This window comes from Sphingobium sp. WR1 (assembly GCF_059693745.1).
Genome location: NZ_JCATID010000001.1, coordinates 329,850 through 346,048, shown reverse-complemented (window position 1 = coordinate 346,048; position 16,199 = coordinate 329,850). Strand labels below are relative to the sequence as shown.

Below are 16,199 nucleotides of genomic sequence, written 5' to 3'. Positions count from 1 at the left end.
CCCGCGCCGTCAGGCGCGGGAGGGTGAGGGTGTCAGCGCCGCCGCGATTGCCGAGACGACGCCGTCGATATTGCCCAGAACCTCATGGTTCCAGAAACGCAGAACCTGGTAGCCTTGCGCCTCGAAATAACGAGTGCGGACCAAGTCCTGTTCACTGCTTTCCGCATGGGTCGCGCCGTCCACCTCAACGATCAGCTTGGCCGAGAAGCAGAGGAAGTCGGCGACATAGGCTCCATGCGGCACCTGACGGCGGAATTTCACGCCGGGGAGCTTTTCGCGCAGGGAAGTCCAGAGGCGCTTTTCCGCCTCCGTGGCGTTACGACGAAGGGCGCGGGCACGATCCACCGAACCTGAAGGCAAATCGCGATAGTTGCGCATCGCCCTCACCCTTCCGCCGCTGCGCGGCTCCCTCCCTCTCCCGATGGGAGAGGGAATGTGCTTACTGGCAGGCGAGGCACTCGTCATAGTCGGTCGTCTCGCCAATTTCGAACTTGGGGGCGTCGATCGTGTTGTCGGCTTCCACGCCGCCGGCGAAGCCCGCGCGCTGGACCGACTTGGACCGCAGATAATAAAGCGACTTGATGCCCAGTTCCCAGGCGCGGAAATGGAGCATGAGCAGATCCCATTTTTCAACATCGGCCGGGATGAACAGGTTCAGCGACTGCGCCTGATCGATATAGGGGGTGCGATCGGCCGCGAGTTCGAGCAGCCAGCGCTGGTCGATTTCGAAGCTGGTCTTGAACACATCCTTTTCTTCCTGCGTCAGGAAGTCGAGATGCTGGACCGAACCGCCCTTTTCCAGGATCGAGTTCCACACGGCGCTGCTGTCCTTCGCCTTGGCGACCAGCAGCTTTTCGAGGTAGGGATTCTTGACCGCGAAGCTGCCCGACAGCGTCTTGTGGGTGTAGATGTTGGCCGGGATCGGCTCGATGCAGGCCGATGCGCCGCCGCAGATGATGCTGATCGACGCGGTGGGCGCGATCGCCATCTTGCAGCTGAAGCGTTCCATCACACCCTGATCGGCGGCGTCGGGGCACGGGCCGCGCTCCTGCGCCAGCATCATCGACGCCTCGTTCACCTTGGCGTTGATATGCTTGAAGATGCGCAGGTTCCACGACTTGGCCATCGCGCCCTCGAAGGGGATGTTGCGCGCCTGGAGGAAGCTGTGGAAGCCCATGACGCCCAGCCCCACCGAGCGTTCGCGGCTGGCGCTATATTTGGCGCGGGCCATTTCCGGCGGGGCGCGGTCGATATAGTCCTGAAGCACATTGTCGAGGAAGCGCATAATGTCTTCCGCGAAGGTCGGGTGATCCTTCCACTCGTCCCAGGTTTCGAGGTTCATCGACGACAGGCAGCAGACCGCCGTGCGATCATTGCCGAGATGGTCGCGACCCGTCGGCAGGGTGATTTCCGAACAGAGGTTGGAGGTCGAGACCTTCAGCCCCAGATCGCGGTGATGCTTGGGCATCATCCGGTTCACGGTATCGTTGAAGACGATATAGGGTTCGCCGGTGGCGAGGCGCACCTCGACCAGCTTCTGGAACAGGGCGCGGGCGTTGACGGTGCCGCGCACCGACTGGTCCTTGGGGCTGCGCAGGTTGAATTCGGCGCCGTCGCGGACGGCCTCCATGAACTCGTCGGTCAGCAGCACGCCATGGTGCAGGTTGAGCGCCTTGCGGTTGAAGTCGCCGGACGTCTTGCGGATTTCGAGGAACTCCTCGATCTCCGGGTGGGAGATGTCGAGATAGCAGGCGGCCGAACCGCGGCGCAGCGACCCCTGGCTGATCGCCAGCGTCAGGCTGTCCATCACGCGGACGAAGGGGATGATGCCGCTGGTCTTGCCGTTGAGGCCGACGGGCTCGCCGATGCCGCGCACATTGCCCCAATAGGTGCCGATGCCGCCGCCGCGCGAAGCGAGCCAGACATTCTCGTTCCAGGTGTTGACGATGCCTTCCAGGCTGTCGTCCACCGAGTTCAGATAGCAGCTGATCGGCAGGCCGCGTCCGGTGCCGCCGTTCGACAGGACGGGCGTCGCCGGCATGAACCACAGCTTCGAGATATAGTCATAGACGCGCTGGGCATGGGGCGCATCGTCGGCATAGGCGGCGGCGACGCGCGCGAAGAGATCCTGATAGGATTCGCCGGGCAGCAGATAGCGGTCGTTCAGCGTTTCCTTGCCGAATTCGGTCAGCAGCGCGTCGCGCGACGCATCCGTCGTCACCTCGAACCGGCGCTCCAGCACCGTCGAAGAAGAGACCGGGTCGGAGGAAACAGGCTCGGCCGCCTTGGCGGGCGCCGGCTTGTTCGTCTCGATCGCTGTTTCCAACACTTCGTCCATCACCGTCGCCACGTCGCCAGCACCTGTCTGTCCACTATCCCGAAAATCCATTGCGAGTCCCCGATGTTCCTGTTCCGTTCGATTCGGTCAAGCCGGGCGCCAAACAAGCGCGCATCCTAGCATGAACCGACCCGCACGGGCACGGAAATGGGCCCAACCGAGGAGATCGCGGGGACAAAAACACCCCCGCACCAGATAAGCATCCAGTGGCGTGATCACAATCTGTTGGGGAACCCCCGTTAACCCGATACAAGGGATAGTGCCACAGCCTGTTTTACACGCAAGGGGGTAAATGACGTTTCGGCGACTCCGTTCGCCGCTGATCCGATTCACTTCATCGCTGGCGCGCCACGCCGCATCGCAGCGACGCATGGACTTTCCTGTGGTCCGAAAAAGGCAAGGGGGAGGATGACGGAGAAAAAATAAATTGGGGCTTGTCACGCAAATGCGTGAGGCCGTCAGAAAAGGGTAACACAAGATGCTGTTCGGGCGACTGGTCGTTGCATGGCGAAACGGTCCGTCAGCCCTTTATCTCCATGACAAGGCATCCGAATCCCGCACGCGAATCCATTGGCGATTCTTTCGGGAGAAGGACGACCGCCCCCTCCCCAATCGATGTGCAAGGGAGGCGGGTGGGGCAGGTCGCCGCTACTGGACTCGCAGGTCCAAAAGCCTATAGCCGCCCCTGCTAAGACCCGCCGTGCAGAGGCGGGCCGCAGACAAGGGACTTTGGGTAGATGACCGTCATCAAGACCGCCGATTTGATCGAGAGCGTCGCCGACGCGCTCCAGTTCATCAGCTATTATCATCCGATGGATTATATCCGCGCGCTGGGCAAAGCCTATGACGCGGAGGCCAATCCGGCGGCCAAGGACGCCATCGCCCAGATCCTGACCAACAGCCGCATGTGCGCCGAAGGGCATCGCCCGATCTGCCAGGACACCGGCATCGTCAACGTCTTCGTGAAGTGGGGCATGGACTGCCGCCTGGACGACAACAGCCGTTCCATGCAGGAGGTGATCGACGAGGGCGTGCGCCGCGCCTACCTCAACCCCGAAAACCGGCTGCGCGCGTCGATCCTGAAGGACCCGGCCTTTTCGCGCCAGAACACCAAGGACAACACGCCCTGCGTGCTGAATGTCGAGATGGTGCCGGGCGACAAGGTGATCGTCGACGTCGCGGCCAAGGGCGGCGGCTCGGAAAACAAGACCAAGTTCAAGATGATGAACCCCAGCGATTCGATCGTCGACTGGGTGCTGGAGATGGTGCCGCAGATGGGCGCCGGCTGGTGCCCGCCGGGGATGCTGGGCATCGGCATCGGCGGCACGGCGGAAAAGGCGGTGGCGCTGGCCAAGGAAAGCCTGATGGAACCCATCGACATGGGTGAACTGAAAGCGCGCGGGCCGCAGAATGATATCGAGCGGATGCGGATCGAGATTTTCGACAAGGTGAATGCGCTGGGCATCGGCGCGCAGGGCCTGGGCGGGCTTTCGACCGTGCTGGACGTCAAGATATATGACTATCCCTGTCACGCGGCGGGCAAGCCGGTGGCGATGATCCCGAACTGCGCGGCGACCCGCCATGCGCATTTCACGCTGGACGGGTCGGGTCCGGCCTATCTGGAGGCGCCCAAACTGTCCGAATGGCCGCAGGTCGACTGGAAGCCCAGCAAGGAAGCGATCCGCGTCGATCTCGATACGCTGACGCCGCAGGTCGTGCAGAGCTGGAAGCATGGCGACCGGCTGCTGCTCAACGGCAAGATGCTGACCGGGCGCGACGCGGCGCACAAGCGGATCGCCGACATGCTGGCCAAGGGCGAGGAACTGCCGGTCGATTTCAAGGGCCGCGTCATTTACTATGTCGGTCCGGTCGATCCGGTGCGCGACGAAGTGGTCGGCCCGGCCGGCCCGACGACCGCGACGCGCATGGACAAGTTCATGGACATGATGCTGGAACAGGGCCTGGCCGCCTGCGTCGGCAAGGCCGAGCGCGGTCCGGCCGCGACCGACAGCATCGCCCAGCACAAGAGCGCCTATCTGATGGCGGTCGGCGGCGCGGCCTATCTGGTCGCGCGGGCGATCAAGGAAGCCAGGGTCGTGGGCTTTGCGGATCTGGGCATGGAAGCGATCTACGAATTCACCGTGGAGGACATGCCCGTCACCGTGGCCGTCGACAGCGAAGGCCAGAATGTCCACCGCCTCGCCCCGCTGGTGTGGCAGGAGAAGATCAAGAAAGAGAAGCTGCTCGAAGGGGCGTGATCCGCTTAATCCTCCCCATCGCAAGATGGGGAGGGGGACCGCCAGCGAAGCTGGTGGTGGAGGGGAAATGCGATGCCGCCGAGAAGAGATACGGTTGAGAAGGCGCGTGCGTTGCGGCGGGCGCTTTCGCCGCCCGAAGTGGCGTTATGGCAATGGTTGAGGGGACGGCCGCAGGGATTGAAGTTCCGGCGGCAGCATCCGGCCGGACCATATGTGCTGGACTTTTACTGCGCTTCGGCACGGCTCGCCATTGAGGTGGATGGGACGGGGCATGATGACGCCACGCAGGTCACGCATGATGTGCGGCGTGACACATGGTTGCAGGCGCAAGGCATCCGCGTTCTCAGGATCAAGGCCGTGGATGTTCTGAGGGATTTCGACAATGTGACGGTGCATATCCTACACCATTGTTGCGCGCTTCCCCTCCACCACTCGCTACGCGAGCGGTCCCCCTCCCCATCCGACGATGGGGAGGATTAGGACTTTATTTTACAGCTTGCCGCTCAGCGACACGCCTATGATGCGGGGTTCGTTGAAGACCGGCGCCATATAGTTTTCGATCACGCCCTTCATATTCTTTTCGCCGGTGATGTTGCGGGCGAAGGCCGCGATCTCATAGGCGCCGTCGGGCGCGGTGTAGCCGATCTTCAGGCCGCCCTCGAAGTCGCCCTTCGAGTAGAACTCCTTCGTCTTGTAGAGGACGAAGTTGGTATAGCCCTGGATGTTCCAGTCGGTCGCCGCGAAGATCTTGCCGCCATTGCCCAGCGGCACATCGTAGCGGGCGGCGATGTTGGCCGTATATTTCGGCGCATTGGGCAGCGGGTTGCCGTCGATCTGGGCGAAGACGCCGCGCGCGTTGGTGACGGTCGGATCCTCAACGGTGCAGACCACCACGCCGTTCAGCGTGCAGACCTGCGCATAGACATTCTTGTCGTTGATTTCGGTGTGCAGCAGGCTGAGGCCGGCCGACAGAGTGAAATTCTCGAACGGGCGCGCTTCGAGGTCGGCTTCCAGGCCATAGGCCTTGGCCGCGTCGGCGTTGAACAACACGCCATTGCCGTTCACGTCATTGCCGTTTAGCTGAATGTCCTTCACCTTCCAGGCGAAGCCCGACAGGTTGAAGCGGACGCGGTTGTTCAGCAGGTTCGTCTTGATGCCGCCTTCATAGGACATGATCGTTTCCGAATCCGCCGTGGTGAAGTCGCTGTTGAACACCGCCGAGCGGCCCTGAATGGTCGGGCCACGGAAGCCGCGCGCGACGCGGGCGTAGAGGCTGACTTCGGGGGTCACTTCATAGAGGGCGCTGACGTCCCAGCTCGGTTCCTTGCCGGTCAGCTTCACATAGCGGCGCCCCGTGTAGGTCGAGACGCCCGCCACGTTGGCGGTGGCGCGGACCAGACGGGTTTCCTTCGTATCCTTGGTATAGCGGCCGCCCGCGGTGATGGTGAAGCCGGAGACGACTTCATAGCTGGCTTGACCGAACAGGCCCCAGCTTTCATTCTTGTTGCGCAGGCGCACCCAGTTATTGGGGTTGTTCGCCGTGCCGGTCAGGAAATAGGCGCGCTGGTAGAAGTCGGTGGTGTCGCGGCTGTCGAAATACATGCCGCCGACTTGCCATTTGAAGGCGCTGTCACCATTGCTGGCGAGGCGGACTTCCTGGGTCAACTGGTCGAGGTCGCGGACATTGCCCTGGCTCTGGCCATAGCCGTTGGCGACCCCGTTCACCGGATAGTCGGCGCCCGCGCCGCCGTCCGTGTCGCCACGGCTGTAACCCGAGGTGGTTTCATAGGCGGTGATCGAGGTCAGCGTGACCGGCCCCATGTCGATCGCGATATTTTCCGACGCGCCATAGGTCTTGTAGGCCTGCGGATTATTATGCGCCTCGTCGAGGGCGATCTTCGATCGGGGTTCGGCCGAGACGCTGTTGCTGCCCTTCACCAGGCCGCCGCGGTGGAAGATGGTCGAGGTGCCGTCATAGTCGCGCGCATGGACGCTGGTCAGCATCGACACATTCTCGGTCGGCGTCATCAGCAGCTGAAGGCGCGCGTCCTTCTCATTATAGCCGCCCATCGCGTCCTTCTTCGGGCTGACGGTGCCGTCGGCGCTGGGGCCGCTATAGACATTGTCGACCCAGTCGTCGCGATGCTGGTAGAGGGCGGAAACGCGGAAGGCGAGCTTGTCCGCGACGATCGGGCCGCCGATGCCGCCGTCGAAGGTCACCGTGTTGTAGCTGCCATAACTGGCCTGGGCGCGGCCCTGCCAGTCCATGGTCGGGCGGTTCGTGTCGAACTTGATGATGCCCGCCGTGGTGTTGCGGCCGAACAGCGAACCCTGCGGGCCGCGCAGCACTTCCACCTGGTTGACGTCGAACACGGGGTTCGACTTCAGCACGACATGCTCAAGGACGACGTCGTCCTGGATGATCGACACCGGCTGCGACGCGCCGAGATAGAAGTCGATATTGCCGAGGCCGCGAATGTAGAAGCGCGGGAAGATGCGGCCGGTGGTGGTTTCGGCATAGAGGCCGGGGACGCGGGCGGCGAGTTCGAGGATGTCGCCGCCGCCGGCGGTCAGATTGCGCAACGCATCGCCCTGCACGACGCCGACCGAGAGCGGCACCTTCTGGAGATTTTCCGAGCGGCGTTCGGCGGTAACGACGATTTCGCCCAACGCGCCGTCATCGGCGCTGGCGCCTGCATTGAGTCCGGCGTCCTGGGCATGGGCCGCGCCGGTCACGGCCAGCGCGCCCAGAGCCGAGGTCAGCAGCAGCGCCGACCGTCCGAAGGAAAGTTTGGACAAGATAATTCCCCGATAATCTGTTGATTTGCGACCAGAACGCCGGCGCCCCTGCACCCCCGCGTCCGGGATGATGCAGCGGCTAGAGCCGATTTGTGGCGGCATGGTGACAAGCCGCCGGATGCGCGGGTTCGCATCTGCAATATGTTGCCAACCGTGACAAAGCAGCAACATCAGGACATGCGGGCAAGCAATGCCCGGCATGTTTGCCCCCCATCAGAACAAATCATATTGCGCGCTGCCCTGGAGCGGCCAACTGCCGATCAATTCGTGCCGGGTGCGGCCGACATGGCTGCATATCAGCACCAGTTCCTCCACCCGCCAGCCGAAACCATCGATCGGCCGCTGGTCGGGCGGTCCGTCGCGGTAGAAGAGGGTCTGGTGCGGACTGAAGCTCCAGTCCGGGCGTGGCGTCACATCGGCCCGCCGCATCGCGTCGGCGACCTGTTGTTGCAACTGTTTCAGCGCGGCGATGCTATGCGAAGGGCGCAGCGCCGCCGATCGGCCACCCATGCTCAGCCGGTCGAGCAGCAGATCGAACGGCTCGGCCATGATGCCCGCGGCCGCGCGACGCAGGGCCTTGATCCGTTCATAGGGATAATCGGGCCAGTCGGCGGTGATGCCCAGCGTCACGTGCTGATGGTCGGGCCGGATGCGCTGCGCGCGCCGATCGAGGCACTCGGCGAAATGATCGATCTGCCGCGCGACGACTGGTGGTGGCTTCAAGGCGAAGAACAGGCGATAGAGCGGCCGGGTCCTGATATGCATGGGGAATTCCTCCGACTCGGTGAACTTGTTCATGATATGTTCTTATTGCGCCGGAGTCGAATCCGCCGGCCGGAAACCATGAGGCCTTATCCTGCGTTAGGCGCGCAGCAAGAGTAGGAAAGGAGACATATGGTGCAGCACACGATCGCCAGCCTGACCGAAAAGATGCGACATATCGATTTCGCCATGCTGTCCACCCATACTGAGGACGGGAATATCGGCGCCCGCCCCATGAGCAACGATCATGACGTCGCCCATGGCGGCGACAGCTATTATTTCACCACGGAAGACACGCTGATGGTGAAGGACATAGAGCGCGACCCACGGGTCAGCCTGTCCTTTCACGGCAGGAGCGGCCTGTTCGGCCAGCGTCCGCTGTTCATCGCGCTGGAAGGCCGCGCCGACCTGATCCGCGACCGCACATTGTTTGCCGAACATTGGAACCCCGAGCTGGAGCACTGGTTCGCGCAGGGCGCCGACACGCCGGGGCTGGTGATGATCCACATCCATGCCGAGCGCGCCCATTATTGGGACGGCGAGGATGAGGGCGAGCTTGAGATCGACGTGATGCATTGATCGCGCGCAGGCCGGACGACTGCGCGTCATTGCCGAACGGGCGGCCGCTCCGGGCCGGCTGCGGGATCGACTCCGCCCGGCGCGCGATCAATCAGGGCTTCATACCGCGATCAGCGCATAGGGCCTGCCGAACCGTTCGGACACGACGAACTGCGCGCAATTATAGACCGGCACGCCGCGCCGCGTCCTGCCTTCGAAGGCGCCGCGATGGGCATGGCCATGGACGGCGAAACGGACATTGTCGAAGCGGTCGATCGCGTCGGCCAGCCGCGAGGAACCCAGGAAGGGGAATATCTCCTGCGGCTCGCCCGCCACGGTTTCTGGGATGGGCGCATAATGCAGCACCGCCACGACCCGGTCGGTGCGCAGCGTGCGCAGCGCATTTTCCAGCTTGCGCGCCTCGTTAATCGATTCCTCGACGAAAGACTTGATCGCCGGCTCGCCGAACGCGCCCAGCTCGCCCCGGCCGAAGCCGCCGACAAAGCCCTTCACCCCGGCGAAACCGACGCCCCTTATCTCCACCGCCTGCTCGTCCAGCACGGTGACGCCCGCGCCATGGAGGATGCGCGCCACCTCCTCCGGCTGGCCGCATTCATGATCGTGATTGCCCAGCACCGCGACCGTGGGGATGGTGCAGGCGTGCAAATCCTCGGCCAATATCTCGGCCTCGCGCGTCTTGCCGAAATTGGTGAGGTCGCCGCACAGGGCCAGAATGTCCGCCTTCTCCGAAATCTCGGCGAACATGGCGCGATATTTATGTTCCGACTGATCCGTCACATGCAGGTCGCCGATCGCGGCGACCGTCAGGCCGCCTTCACTTGTTGCGGTCATGGCTTTCCTCCAGCCCCTTTCCGACGACATCGGCGAAACCCCATTCGGTGATGTCGACCAGATAGTCGCGCGGGGACAGCAGCCGCCCCCGGCAGACGCGAATCTTGGGCACCGGCAGTTCGGCGCGGGTTTCCAGCCGGCCCAATAATTCCTCGAACAGCCAGAGCGGGATGCAGTGGCGCTCGGTCGGATAGATGAAGCGGAAATTGAGCAGGTGGATCAGCAGCAACTCCCAGTGCAGCTCCATCGCGTCGAGCAGCCGCTGCCAGTCGATCGCCTCATGCTGTTTCAGGATCATGTGCGCGACATCCGCGCCGTCATAACGGTAGCGATCCTGGATGAAGAGCTTGGACAGGATAAATTCGGTCGGCGGCGTGATGCGGACGCGGGTGCCATAGACTTCGGCATGGAACACGTCGCGGAACCATTCCTCCGTCACCGGCAGGCTGGCGGACGAGATATTGTAGATGACGTCGAAGAAATTGCCGTCCTTCCAGACCTTGCCGATCCAGCGTTCGTCCTCAAACTCCACCTCATGGCCCAGATGCTTGAAATGGGCCAGGATGCGCGGCGCGTCGCCGGCCTTGCAGAAGACGTCGAGATCCTTGGTCGGCCGCACGATCCCAGTATGGCAGCCCAGCGCATAGGTGCCCGACAACATGAAGGGGATGCCCGACGCGACCAGCTCCGCCAGACTGTCGGCATAGAATTGCTTCGCCTCCGGCGGCGGATCGAAGGCGGCGGGGTCGCAGGTCATGGAGGGCACCTTCGTCGGGTGGGGAAAGGGGAACGGGCGGCCGCCGCTTCCGTTCCGCCACCCGGACGGTTGTCTTTCGGGCGCGGGGGCTTAGGGTGCGCTCCACTATCCCCCTATAGCGGCGAGGCGGCGTGACCCGGCATATTCCCTGGATTTTGACAGCCATCATCGGCGCGATCGCTCTCACCATGGTCGCGGTGTCGCGCGGCGAGACGGTGAACGCGCTCTGGATCGTGGTCGCGGCGGTCAGCTGCTTCCTGGTCGCCTATCGCTATTACGCCCTTTTCATCGCCCGCCATGTCATGCGGCTCGATCCGGCGCGGCCGACCCCGGCGCTGCGCCGCGCCGATGGCCTGGACTATGTCGCGACCGACCGCACCGTGTTGTTCGGCCATCATTTCGCGGCGATCGCCGGCGCGGGGCCGCTGGTGGGACCTGTGCTGGCGGCGCAGATGGGCTATCTGCCCGGCACGCTCTGGATCATCTTCGGCGTGGTGCTGGCCGGCGCGGTGCAGGATTTCATGGTGCTGTTCATCTCCATGCGGCGTGACGGCAAGTCGCTGGGCGAGTTGATCCGCATGGAGATGGGCCAGCTCGCGGGCACGATCGCCCTGTTCGGCGCCTTCATGATCATGGTCATCATCCTCGCCGTGCTGGCGCTGATCGTGGTCAAGGCCTTGGCCGAAAGTCCCTGGGGCATGTTCACCGTCGCCGCCACCGTGCCGCTGGCCATGGCGATGGGCGTCTATACCCGCTGGATCAGGCCCGGCCGGATCGGCGAAGTATCGATCCTGGGCCTGGTCGGCCTGCTCGCGGCGATCGTCTATGGGCAGGCGATCGCGCAATCGCCGGTCTGGGGTCCGGCCTTCACCTTCACCCCCGTCCAGCTATGCTGGATATTGATCGGCTATGGCGCGGTCGCTTCCGTTCTGCCGGTCTGGCTGCTGCTTGCGCCGCGCGATTACCTCTCGACCTTCCTCAAGATCGGCGCGATCGCGGCGCTGGCCGTCGGCATCGTCATCATGGCCCCGCCGCTCAAGATGCACGCCGTCACCCAGTTCGTCGGCGGCAACGGCCCGGTCTGGTCGGGCGGCCTCTTTCCCTTCCTGTTCATCACCATCGCCTGCGGGGCGGTGTCGGGCTTCCACGCGCTCATTGCCAGCGGCACCACGCCCAAGCTGATCGCCAGCGAAGCCCATGCGCCGCTGATCGGCTATGGCGCAATGCTGATGGAGGCCTTCGTGGCGATCATGGCGCTGGTCGGCGCGTCGATCCTGGACCCCGGCGTCTATTTCACCATGAACAGCCCGGCCGCGCTGATCGGCACCGACGCCGCCAGCGCTTCAGCCGCCGTCACCGCTATGGGTTTCCCCATCTCGCCCGACCTTATCACCCAGACGGCCAAGGATGTCGGCGAACATACGATCATCAGCCGCGCGGGCGGCGCGCCGACGCTGGCGGTGGCGATGGCGGAAATCTTCAGCCATGTCGTGGGCGGCCCGGCGATGAAGGCCTTCTGGTATCATTTCGCCATCCTGTTCGAGGCTTTATTCATCCTGACCGCGGTCGATGCCGGCACCCGCGCCGGGCGCTTCATGTTGCAGGATCTGATCGCGCTCGCCGTCCCCGCCTTCAAGGAGACGAAAAGCCATGTCCCCGGCATCGTCGCCACGGCGCTCTGCGTCGCGGCCTGGGGCTTCTTCCTCTATCAGGGCGTCACCGATCCGCTGGGCGGGGTGAACACGCTCTGGCCGGTGTTCGGCATTTCCAACCAGATGCTGGCGGCGATCGCGCTGATGCTGGGCACCACCGTCCTCTTCCGCATGAAGCAGGACAGGTTCGCCTGGGTGACGCTGGTTCCGACCGCCTGGTTGTTGGTCTGCACCCTGTCGGCGGGCTGGCTCAAGCTCTTCTCCGCCGATCCCAAGGTCGGCTTCCTGGCCCATGCCGCGAAATTCAGCGCGGCGGCGGATGCGGGTGAGATACTCGGCCCCGCCAAGTCGATGGCGGAGATGCAGCGCATCATCTTCAACGACCGGATCGACGCCGCGCTGGTGGCGCTGTTCCTGGCGGTGGTGCTGTCGATCCTTTTCTTCACGGTGAAGACCTGCCTCGCCGCGCGCCGGATCGCGGCGCCCACCGCGCGCGAAATCCCCGCCCAACTGGTGCCGGCCGAATGAGCGGCCTGTTCGACACGCTGCGCCGCACCGCGCGATTGATGGTTGGCATGTCCGATTATGACGCCTATCTGCGCCACATGGCCGACCATCATCCCGACCGACCGGTGATGGATCGCACCCAGTTTTTCCGAAACCGGCAGGAAGCCCGTTATGGCGGGAAAAATGGCGGACGCTGCTGCTGATTTTTGCAATATTATTACAAGATATTGCAATTTTACGAATGAAAAATTTAGATTACCCCCTTTTTGGGTATTGCCGTTTCTCGTGGCTCTGATACGGGCCGCCCGTCCTTGGTGCCCGACAGCCTGGGGATATGCCCTCTGCCCCACCCTTGCGGCAGGGGGCATTCCATTCACGCCCCGGCGTTGAAGCCCGCGATCATCCCCGCCGCGATCGACAGGGCGATCTCCGCCGGCCCCACTGCGCCGATGTCCAGTCCCGCCGGCCCGTCGATCCGCGCCAGCTGCGCCGCATCGAAGCCCATCGCCCCCAGCCGGTCCAGCCGCGCCGCGTGGCTGCGCCGCGATCCCAAGGCCGCAACATAGCCGGTCGGCGCGCGTAAGGCGGCCGCCAGCGCCGGATCATCGATCTTGATGTCGTGGCTCAAGGTCACGACCGCGGTCGATTCGCCGGGCAGGCGCCTCCCGACCGCCTCGTCGGGCCAACGATCGTCCAGTTCCACGCCGGGGAAGCGCTCCTGCGTCAGGAAGCGTCCGCGCGGATCGATCACCACCGGCGTCACGCCGATCGCCTGCGCCAGCGGCACGAGGGACTGGGCGATCTGCACCGCGCCCACGATCAGCAACCGGCGCGGCGGATCATAACGGTTGAGGAACGCACCTTCCTCCGTACCCTCCCGCGTCATGCCGCTCTCCAGGTCGGTGGACAGGGTCAGCGCCCGCCCCTTTCCGCTTTCGGTCAGGATGCGATCGAACAGGCCCGGCGCAAAGCCGCTGTCGTCCACCGGCTGGACCAGCACGGCAATCTCACCGCCGCAGGGCAGCCCCACCTCCCAGGCGTCGCCATCGGCCACGCCATAGCGCTGGACATGGGCAGGGCGCCCCGCAATCACCTCGGCGGCGCGCTGCAACACGTCCGTCTCGACGCAGCCGCCCGAAATGCTGCCCTCCAGCCGGCCGTCCTGATGGACCAGCATATGGCTGCCGCGCGGACGGGGCGCCGATCCCCAGGTGGAAATGACCGTCGCCAGCGCCATCGGCGCGCCACGCCATGCGATCGCCTTGCGGATCACCGCGCCATTGTCGTTCACCACATAACTCCTTCATGCCGTCCCGGCTGTCCCGCGCACGGCGCGGCCGGGAACATCCGCATGACGGCAATGGGGAGGCCATGCGCTCAATTCAAGCGGCGACCGGTCCAGACCACGCGCCCGACAATGTCCACCAGCGCGGGATCGATATCGGTCCAGTCCGGATAATGGGGATTGTCGCTGACTACGCTGAACCGCCCGCGCAGCGGCCCCATGGCGATCCGCTTGACCATCAGCACCCCGTCGAGCCGCAGCACATAGACGCCGTCGCGCAGCCGCTGCGCGTCATCATCATGGTCGACCATGATGTCGTCGCCGTCGCTGAGGGTCGGGGCCATCGATTCGCCGTCCACCCGGATGATCGACACGCGCTGCGGCCGGACGCCCAGATGCCGCAGCCAGCGCGCGTCGAACGCCATCACGCCCGCCGCCCGCTCATCCTCGTCCAGCGTGCCGCCGCCCGCCGACGCCCCCAGAGCTAGACGGGGCACGGCGACGACGGCGGGCGCGGCGCGCAGGCGCGGCGGCGGCGCGGCTTCGGCCGACGCGCCGCCGCCCAGCATCGTTTCGGCCACGCCGAAATAGCGCGCCAGCACCCGCCGGTCGTCCTCGTCCAGCTTGCGAGGCGTGCCGCGCTTGATGAACTGCTGGATATAGGCCGGGTTGCGACCGATCAGCCGCGACAGATCGGCATAATTCTCGCCCCGGTCGGCGATCAGCCGATCCAGCGCGGTCCGGGCGTTCTGCGATTCATCCATATCCAATCCATTACCGATAAGATTTTTCCTAGACAAGTAGGAAATCGAGGTTGAGATAGGAATATACCTATCGACTCGCAGCGAGCGAGTCGCATCGAACGGGGAGAAGTGAACCGATGCCTCTGCTGGTGACGATCGAAAAATTCCTGCGCCGACATGCCATGCCCCCCACCAGGTTCGGCCGCGAATGCGCGCGCGATCCACGGCTGGTCTTCGACCTGCGTAACGGCCGCGAGCCGGGCCCACGCGTGCAGAGAAGAATAGAACATTTCATGAACACTTATTGCAGGAGCGCCGGCCAATGACAAGCATGGATCCCCTTTTCGCGCGGACGAATCTCGTCCATTCCCATGCAATAGGAAATCGCTCAGCCGATCCGCTGCCCCGGCTGCTGGCCCAGCTGGTCGCGCGCGCCGGCGGGCCGACCGCGATCGAACGGGCCACCAGCCGTCCCTGGGCCAGCGCCCTGTTCGAAGGCCGCCGCCATGTCATCCGGCTGAAGCTGGAAGGGGAGGATGCGCCTGCGCGCCGCGCGCTGCTGGCCCAGGGGCTGGAAGAAGCGGAGTGGACCTTGCCTCACCATTTCGTCGCCGACATCTGCGTCGACGCGCAGGGGGAAGAAACCGACAATCTCTGGATCGAGCTGTCGGCGCTGACGATATGCGACTGGTGAGGCAAGCGATCTGTCAGCGCGGGCGGGCCGTCATGGCGCGCAACGCGCCCAGCGCCGCACGCAGCGCCTCGTCCGCGTCGGGCGCGACCGACTCGCGCACCGGCACGCGCGCTGCGACCGGCATGTCGGCCAGGACCCCGGTGGAACGACCCGACAGGCTGCGCCGGCGCGAGGCAAGGCCGCGTTCCAGCCGATCGGTCAGCTGTGCGATCGACAGGCCATGGGTCGGCAGGGGGAGCGGCCTCGGCGTCTCCGGCGCGAAGGGTTCGGCGTCCTCCCCTGCATCTTCGGGCGCGTCGAAATATGTCCGGGCTTCATCCACCGGCGCGTCGGCCGATTCTGGGGCCGATTCCGCGACCGATTCGGCCGTCGGTTCGGCGATGGCCGGCCGCAGGAAGGCCGGTTGCGGCTGCACCTCCTGCTCCCCCGGCGCAGGAGGTGCAGCGAAGCCGGGGGCGGGCCGGACCGATTCGGGTTCCGGCTCGCTATGGACGACCAGCGGACGACGGCCCGCTTCGCGTCGCGCGAAAATCTCGACGCCGTCGAAATCGCGGCTGGCAAAGATGGGCGGACGCGGCGGCGCGTCCGGGTGCGCGTCGGCCCGACGCAGCACCGGCGCTTCGGTTTCGATCAGGGGCGTGGCGCGCCCCCGCGCCAGGGCAGTCAACTTGGAGAAGGCGAAACCCATTTTTCTTGCTCCCTGGGCGCGATCGTCGCGCCCCTCGTCTTCAATCTCTTCGTTTTCGCGCGCCGAATCGCGGCGCAATATGCTTACCAATCCCACCGCCAGCAGCCCGGCAAAGCCGGCCATCGACAGCCGCGCCGTCAACCCCAGCGGCGGCGCGGCGGCCGGCAGCGCCTCGCTGAGGCCGCTCGACGCCACGATCGTCTCCAGCAGCCCGACCGGAGTCGCGATCAGCGCGGCGGCGGCGGCGGCGCCGGCCAGCCCCGCCATTATCGCGCCGCGTCCGATCCGAGGGCCTGTCAATAGCTC

Annotated in this window: 16 protein-coding genes; 7 read left to right on the top strand and 9 right to left on the bottom strand. The window is 64.7% G+C overall.

What is annotated here, in order from left to right; all coding sequences use genetic code 11:
• Positions 1–9: 9 nt before the first annotated feature.
• The gene (locus tag AC58EF_RS01740; protein WP_497273976.1) at positions 10–378 is read right to left on the bottom strand and encodes an endonuclease domain-containing protein; all 369 of its coding nucleotides are present in this window, start codon (positions 376–378) and stop codon (positions 10–12) included.
• Positions 379–439: 61 nt separating this feature from the next.
• Positions 440–2,338 carry a ribonucleoside-diphosphate reductase subunit alpha gene (locus AC58EF_RS01735; protein ID WP_497274177.1) on the bottom strand — a complete coding sequence of 633 codons (1,899 nt, stop codon included), beginning with the start codon at positions 2,336–2,338 and terminating at the stop codon, positions 440–442.
• A 737-nt stretch (positions 2,339–3,075) separates the two neighbouring features.
• Between AC58EF_RS01735 and AC58EF_RS01730 the strand changes: the two genes are divergently transcribed.
• Both AC58EF_RS01730 and AC58EF_RS01725 read left to right on the top strand, forming a co-directional pair.
• The gene (locus AC58EF_RS01730; RefSeq protein WP_497273975.1) at positions 3,076–4,596 is read left to right on the top strand and encodes a fumarate hydratase; all 1,521 of its coding nucleotides are present in this window, start codon (positions 3,076–3,078) and stop codon (positions 4,594–4,596) included.
• A gap of 72 nt (positions 4,597–4,668) precedes the next feature.
• Positions 4,669–5,076 (top strand): endonuclease domain-containing protein, encoded by a 408-nt coding sequence (locus tag AC58EF_RS01725; RefSeq protein WP_497273974.1) that lies wholly within the window; start codon positions 4,669–4,671, stop codon positions 5,074–5,076.
• Between the two features lie 9 nt (positions 5,077–5,085).
• Here the strand turns inward: AC58EF_RS01725 and AC58EF_RS01720 are convergent, their stop codons facing one another.
• On the bottom strand, positions 5,086–7,395 hold the full coding sequence (locus AC58EF_RS01720; protein ID WP_497273973.1) for a TonB-dependent receptor: 2,310 nt from the start codon (positions 7,393–7,395) through the stop codon (positions 5,086–5,088).
• A gap of 213 nt (positions 7,396–7,608) precedes the next feature.
• A complete protein-coding gene (locus AC58EF_RS01715; protein ID WP_497273971.1) occupies positions 7,609–8,193 on the bottom strand; it encodes a 2'-5' RNA ligase family protein in 585 nt (194 codons plus the stop codon).
• Positions 8,194–8,289: 96 nt separating this feature from the next.
• Between AC58EF_RS01715 and AC58EF_RS01710 the strand changes: the two genes are divergently transcribed.
• Positions 8,290–8,736 (top strand): pyridoxamine 5'-phosphate oxidase family protein, encoded by a 447-nt coding sequence (locus tag AC58EF_RS01710; RefSeq protein ID WP_497273969.1) that lies wholly within the window; start codon positions 8,290–8,292, stop codon positions 8,734–8,736.
• Positions 8,737–8,835: 99 nt separating this feature from the next.
• On the opposite strand, the gene AC58EF_RS01705 is transcribed toward AC58EF_RS01710, so the two are convergent.
• The gene (locus AC58EF_RS01705; protein WP_497273967.1) at positions 8,836–9,567 is read right to left on the bottom strand and encodes a metallophosphoesterase family protein; all 732 of its coding nucleotides are present in this window, start codon (positions 9,565–9,567) and stop codon (positions 8,836–8,838) included.
• On the bottom strand, positions 9,551–10,324 hold the full coding sequence (locus AC58EF_RS01700; protein ID WP_497273965.1) for a nucleotidyltransferase family protein: 774 nt from the start codon (positions 10,322–10,324) through the stop codon (positions 9,551–9,553). The genes AC58EF_RS01705 and AC58EF_RS01700 overlap by 17 nt, the downstream gene beginning before the upstream one ends.
• A gap of 131 nt (positions 10,325–10,455) precedes the next feature.
• On the opposite strand from AC58EF_RS01700, the gene AC58EF_RS01695 reads away from it, so the two are divergent.
• Together AC58EF_RS01695 and AC58EF_RS01690 are read left to right on the top strand one after the other, a co-directional pair.
• Complete coding sequence (locus tag AC58EF_RS01695) at positions 10,456–12,504, top strand: carbon starvation CstA family protein (protein ID WP_497273964.1); 2,049 nt, start codon at positions 10,456–10,458, stop codon at positions 12,502–12,504.
• Complete coding sequence (locus tag AC58EF_RS01690; protein ID WP_497273962.1) at positions 12,501–12,686, top strand: YbdD/YjiX family protein; 186 nt, start codon at positions 12,501–12,503, stop codon at positions 12,684–12,686. The genes AC58EF_RS01695 and AC58EF_RS01690 overlap by 4 nt, the downstream gene beginning before the upstream one ends.
• Positions 12,687–12,856: 170 nt before the next feature.
• Here AC58EF_RS01690 and AC58EF_RS01685 read toward each other — a convergent pair whose 3' ends face one another.
• Positions 12,857–13,774 (bottom strand): XdhC family protein, encoded by a 918-nt coding sequence (locus AC58EF_RS01685; protein WP_497273961.1) that lies wholly within the window; start codon positions 13,772–13,774, stop codon positions 12,857–12,859.
• A gap of 86 nt (positions 13,775–13,860) precedes the next feature.
• Positions 13,861–14,532 carry a S24 family peptidase gene (locus tag AC58EF_RS01680; protein ID WP_497273959.1) on the bottom strand — a complete coding sequence of 224 codons (672 nt, stop codon included), beginning with the start codon at positions 14,530–14,532 and terminating at the stop codon, positions 13,861–13,863.
• A 116-nt stretch (positions 14,533–14,648) separates the two neighbouring features.
• Here AC58EF_RS01680 and AC58EF_RS01675 point away from each other — a divergent pair, with 116 nt between their 5' ends.
• Entirely contained in the window at positions 14,649–14,837 is a 189-nt protein-coding gene (locus AC58EF_RS01675) for a hypothetical protein (protein WP_497273958.1), read from the top strand.
• Complete coding sequence (locus tag AC58EF_RS01670; RefSeq protein ID WP_497273956.1) at positions 14,834–15,205, top strand: hypothetical protein; 372 nt, start codon at positions 14,834–14,836, stop codon at positions 15,203–15,205. Before AC58EF_RS01675 ends, AC58EF_RS01670 begins: the two co-directional genes overlap by 4 nt.
• Before the next feature lie 13 nt (positions 15,206–15,218).
• On the opposite strand, the gene AC58EF_RS01665 is transcribed toward AC58EF_RS01670, so the two are convergent.
• On the bottom strand, positions 15,219–16,160 hold the full coding sequence (locus AC58EF_RS01665) for a hypothetical protein (protein ID WP_497273955.1): 942 nt from the start codon (positions 16,158–16,160) through the stop codon (positions 15,219–15,221).
• Positions 16,161–16,199 lie beyond the last annotated feature (39 nt).